The sequence below is a fragment of the Nostoc cf. edaphicum LEGE 07299 genome, from assembly GCF_015207245.1.
In the GTDB taxonomy this organism is placed as follows: domain Bacteria; phylum Cyanobacteriota; class Cyanobacteriia; order Cyanobacteriales; family Nostocaceae; genus Nostoc; species Nostoc edaphicum_B.
On the sequence record NZ_JADEXF010000441.1, the window covers coordinates 1 to 4,520 of the forward strand.

General features: G+C 40.4%; 5 protein-coding genes. 1 reads left to right on the top strand and 4 read right to left on the bottom strand.

The annotated features are described in order from the left end of the window. The 4 genes from IQ229_RS14310 to IQ229_RS14325 form a co-directional block, all read right to left on the bottom strand. Window positions 1–1,178: heavy metal translocating P-type ATPase (locus tag IQ229_RS14310; protein ID WP_194044748.1), on the bottom strand; the 1,178-nt coding region annotated here is incomplete at its 3' end. Between the two features lie 168 nt (window positions 1,179–1,346). Then, window positions 1,347–1,541, bottom strand: a complete 195-nt coding sequence (locus IQ229_RS14315) for a heavy-metal-associated domain-containing protein (RefSeq protein ID WP_162398293.1) — start codon at window positions 1,539–1,541, stop codon at window positions 1,347–1,349. A gap of 435 nt (window positions 1,542–1,976) precedes the next feature. Then, on the bottom strand, window positions 1,977–2,657 hold the full coding sequence (locus IQ229_RS14320; protein WP_162398292.1) for a DUF305 domain-containing protein: 681 nt from the start codon (window positions 2,655–2,657) through the stop codon (window positions 1,977–1,979). 193 nt (window positions 2,658–2,850) lie between these two features. Next, window positions 2,851–3,030, bottom strand: a complete 180-nt coding sequence (locus tag IQ229_RS14325; protein ID WP_162398291.1) for a hypothetical protein — start codon at window positions 3,028–3,030, stop codon at window positions 2,851–2,853. 446 nt (window positions 3,031–3,476) lie between these two features. On the opposite strand from IQ229_RS14325, the gene IQ229_RS14330 reads away from it, so the two are divergent. Continuing rightward, window positions 3,477–4,415: a hypothetical protein gene (locus tag IQ229_RS14330; protein WP_162398290.1), complete on the top strand. Its 939-nt coding sequence runs from the start codon at window positions 3,477–3,479 to the stop codon at window positions 4,413–4,415. The last annotated feature ends 105 nt before the right edge of the window (window positions 4,416–4,520 follow it).

The following is a 4,520-nucleotide window of genomic DNA, read 5'->3' on the forward strand; positions in this document are numbered from 1 at the left end:
GGACAAGCGATAATCAGCACTCCGACTGTAGTAATTAAGGCTAATGTCAAGTTGCCCATGACATTAAACCAAATGACGAAGGAAGCGATCGCAATGGCTATCACTGCTGGCACAAACCATCCCGTTACTTGATCTGCCAAGCGCTGAATTGGTGCTTTGGAGCCTTGAGCCTGTTGCACCATTTTAACGATTTGAGATAAAAAAGTGTCTTTGCCAACGCGGGTTGCTCGGAATTTAAAGCTACCTGTTTTGTTAATTGTGGCTCCAATTACTTCATCCCCCGGTTGCTTTTTGACTGGCAAACTCTCACCAGTCACCATCGCTTCATCAACGTTGGAAGCACCTTCTATCACTTCTCCATCAACAGGAATTTTTTCTCCTGGACGCACCAAAACTACATCACCAATCTGGACTTCCTGGATAGGAACATCAATTTCTTGCCCATTTCTGATTACTCTGGCATCTCTGGCTTGCAAACCGATGAGTTTGCGGATAGCTTCAGAAGTTTGGCCCTTAGCACGATTTTCAAATAGCCTTCCTAGCAAAATTAAGGTGGTAATGACTGCTGCTGCTTCATAGTACACATCAGGCATCAGTCCAGCAGCCGTGAAAAATCCTGGGAAAACTGTAGCAAACAGTGAATAAAAATACGCTGCACCAGTACCGATAGCAACCAAGGTATCCATCGTTGCTGTATGACGTTTAAAGGCTTTCCAGGCATTTTTGAAGAAGTCTGCACCACACCAGAACAAGACAGGGGTTGCCAGTACCAACTGTACCCAAGGATTGTCTAGCCACAATGTCCGAATCCAAGGCAGATTTAGCCCTGTCATAGCAGAAATTGACCCTAGTACAATTAAAGTACTGAGGATTGCTCCTACAACTAGCTTGCGGGTAAGTGTGCGTAATTCTGCTTCACGAGCGGTTTTTTCCGCATCATCTTCTCCAGTAATCATTTCTTGTTCCTGAAGTGAGTAAGATGAGTACCCAGCAGCATCTATAGCGGCTTGGATTGTTTGCAAATTGGTGCGTTTGGGATCATACTGGATAGTAGCCTGCTCCACGCCAAAGTTAACGTTACAGTCACTTACTCCTGGAACAGAGCGAATCGCTTCTTCGATGTTGTTAGCGCAAGAGGCACAACTCATGCCTCGAAGTTTAAGACTCAGAGTATCCATAGTTAAATATGCTTTTTTAGCCGCTGCTTTTACTGAGTTCTAAGAACGGTGTTTTGGTGTGATTGATAGCTGAGTGCCGTTATACTTAGCTTTGCCTGTGTGCTTTTCAAGCAACTTTACTAAGCGTTGCCTTGCTCTGTTTGCTGATCTATTCTTTGTTGATGGCTTTTAAGTGACAGAATAGCCAGCAGTAGTAATTGCTTCCTTAATAACTGTTTCGTCAGCATTTGTATCTACTAAGACGATTTTTGTTTTTGGATCTGCTTGAACCGTAGCAGTAGGATCAACTGTTTTAACTGCTTTAGTAATGGTGTCTCCACAAGCAGAGCAAGCCATATTAGGAACTTTTATTTGGAGTGTCATAATGTTAAAAACCTTGAACTTGGATAGTAAAAAGATGGAGTTAAGAAAATCAGGAGTTGAAGACTCAAATGGTTTACGGCTTTAGCTAGCAGGATAACCAGAGTTAGCGATTGCTGCGCCGACCAAAGGTATCGCTTCTTCGATTGCTGTTTCAAATGGCATAACTGAAAGTACACAAGCTGCTACAGCTTTAGACTCTCTGAAGTGTCTTACTTCATGAATTCATCTTAGACTCTCTATCTGGCTGGAGAGTCAAGTGATTTTGCTAAATTCTTTTTAATGGTTTCAAAAATATTGCATGAGATGTGTTCAAAGTATCTGCAACGAGAATTGCAGTCGTTGCACCTGTATTTCCCTACTAATGAGGCTGGGGTAGGTAATAGCCTGCCCATCCTGCTTTCAGCTATGCCACCCCTCTTTGGAGAGATTGAGTTATTACCTACTCGAACGATTAGGAGTATTTCGATTTTGAGTATTCATTACTTGAAGCAACTGTTGCATTTGAGCAATTTCAGTGCTTTGACTCTTGGCAATGGATTGAGCTAAATTTCTAATCTCGGGGTGCCTAGCACTGTTACCAACCATGCCAGCCATCATCGTCGCCATTCGGTGATGGCGAGTCATTTGGCGGAGAAATTCCTGGTCAAAGTTAGGCGCATTTTGTAGGGCTGTCATCATCTCTTTATCCATCATCTCTTGCTGCTGCATAGAAATCTTCATTGCCTCATCCATGCCGTTACCCATATTCATGCCACTCATAGGGACTTCAGTGCCGTACCACTGCTTGTACCAAGCCTGCATCTGCTGAATTTCGCGGGTTTGGTCTGAAATGATGGATTGCGCCAGCTTTTTGACTTCAGGGCTTTTGGCTCGGCTCAAAGCCATCTGAGCCATTTCAGTAGCACTTTGATGATGAGGAATCATCATTTCGATAAACGACTTATCTACTTCAGCCCTCATGTTCATTCCACCATGCATAGGGCTTGTGTTTGTTGGATTGGGGGTTTCTACTTGATTGTGATCGTTGGCTTTGGCGCTGTTAATCATGGGAAAAGCTGCGATCGTAGTGCCTGTCAGTAGAGCAACAAGACTGTAGGTTAAAACTTTTTTGTTCATTTTGATGACTTCTATTCAAGGAAATAAGTGGTTTAGAGAATGTCAACTCCCAATCAGGGATTTTGCTAGGCGTTGTCAATACGCGCCCTAAAATCATTGGTTAGAAACGATAGTCTTCGTCTATCTGTCCTTCCCTACTTGAAAGGCAAATTAGCTAGCATGTATTCAGCTTTTATGCTTGAGATGAGTTAGGCTACACCTGCGGCAGTAACGACCTTGCGATATTGTTCAACTTAGTTAGCGATCGCGTTTCTTTACCATACTTGCAGATACTACACATAGGCATTAGCAAGGGCGATCGCACTGACGCAAGCATTCTAAACAGGCTTAAATGCAACTTCCAAGGGTAGATTTGTAGTTTAGTTGTAGTCATAATTTTCTCCCTAGCTAAATAAGTGAATTAGTTATGAAGCTGTAGTTATGCTTCTTATAATTCACGCTAGGCAATTATTGGTATAAGAGCATCTACCTAATGATACGATGCTAATTTCTTCCTAATGAGTTGCCTAAATTTCATGCTGATTTCATTTAGGTATGCTACGGACTTTGGCTAATAAGTTATGAAATTTCATGTAAATTTCATTTGCATATGAAAAAGTTAATATATAGCTTGTAACTATCTATATTGTTTTGGTCTTAATTGTCAAAACAAACTTAGACCAAGTTCTAGCACCAGCAGAATTAGCGGAATCTTTACGTATAGATTAAGTATTATCTGTAAATTAACTAAATTTCTTTGTATACTATTCGTGGCAGTTTTGTATTCTGAAATATTCTAGTTATGGTATTTTTTTAATTACAGTTATTAATTGGAGAAAAATGAAGCGATTTTTTACTGCACTTGCCATCACTTCAACTTTTTTTGTTGCTCAAGCTTGCGCCTCACAAGTCAATAGAAGTGAAACACTAGACTCTAATGCTACCACTGTAAGTAATGCGAATCCCCATGCAGGTCACAATATGGGTAATTCCCAAACATTAAAAGCTGAAGAAAGTCCCCATAACACTCACAATATAGAGAATTCCCGTGACGAACATTCTGGTCATTCCAAGTTAGAACCTGCGAACGCTACTGCAAAACTGACAGTTGCTGACAAAATCACTTTTAACACTCCTGTACCTATAGTGATTGAAGTGCAAGACAACAATGGTAAAGCAATTGCTAATTTTGATCAATTCCAAGAAAAATTAATGCATCTTATTGTTGTCAGTGATGACCTTCAATCTTTTAATCATATTCATCCTACATATAAAGGAAATGGACGCTTTGAAGTCCAAGCGAATTTTCCCCATCCAGGCAGCTACAGCCTTTTCAGCGATTACAAAGTAGCAGGAAAAGCAGAACAAGTTTCGGTGTTAAAAGCAGAAGTTCCAGGTAACAGTCCAACTGCACCTAAGATTGATTTAGCTACTACAAAGACTTTTGGTAATACTAAAGCTAATCTCAAGTTATCTCAACCCACAATCAAAGCTGGACAAGAAGTTCACTTAATTTTCAATTTACAAGATGCTGTTAGCAACCAACCGCTGAAAGATTTGAAACCTTATTTAGGAGAAAGAGGGCATTTAGTCATCCTCAAGCAGTCATCGCCGTTAACACAAGCAGACTATATTCATGCTCATGCGATGAAAAATACTCCAGCTGCTGAGGTTCATTTTATAACTAGTTTCCCGAAACCAGGAAAATATAAAATGTGGGGACAATTTAATCGAAATGAGAAAATTATTACTGCTGATTTTTGGGTAGACGTACAATAGTTATCTCAAATTTTGTCCTAATGCTCAAATACTAAAATTTAGTCGTCTAAATTTATGGTTGAGTAGTCATTTTAGGCTTTTTAGTTGTGCCACTCTGGTATGGCT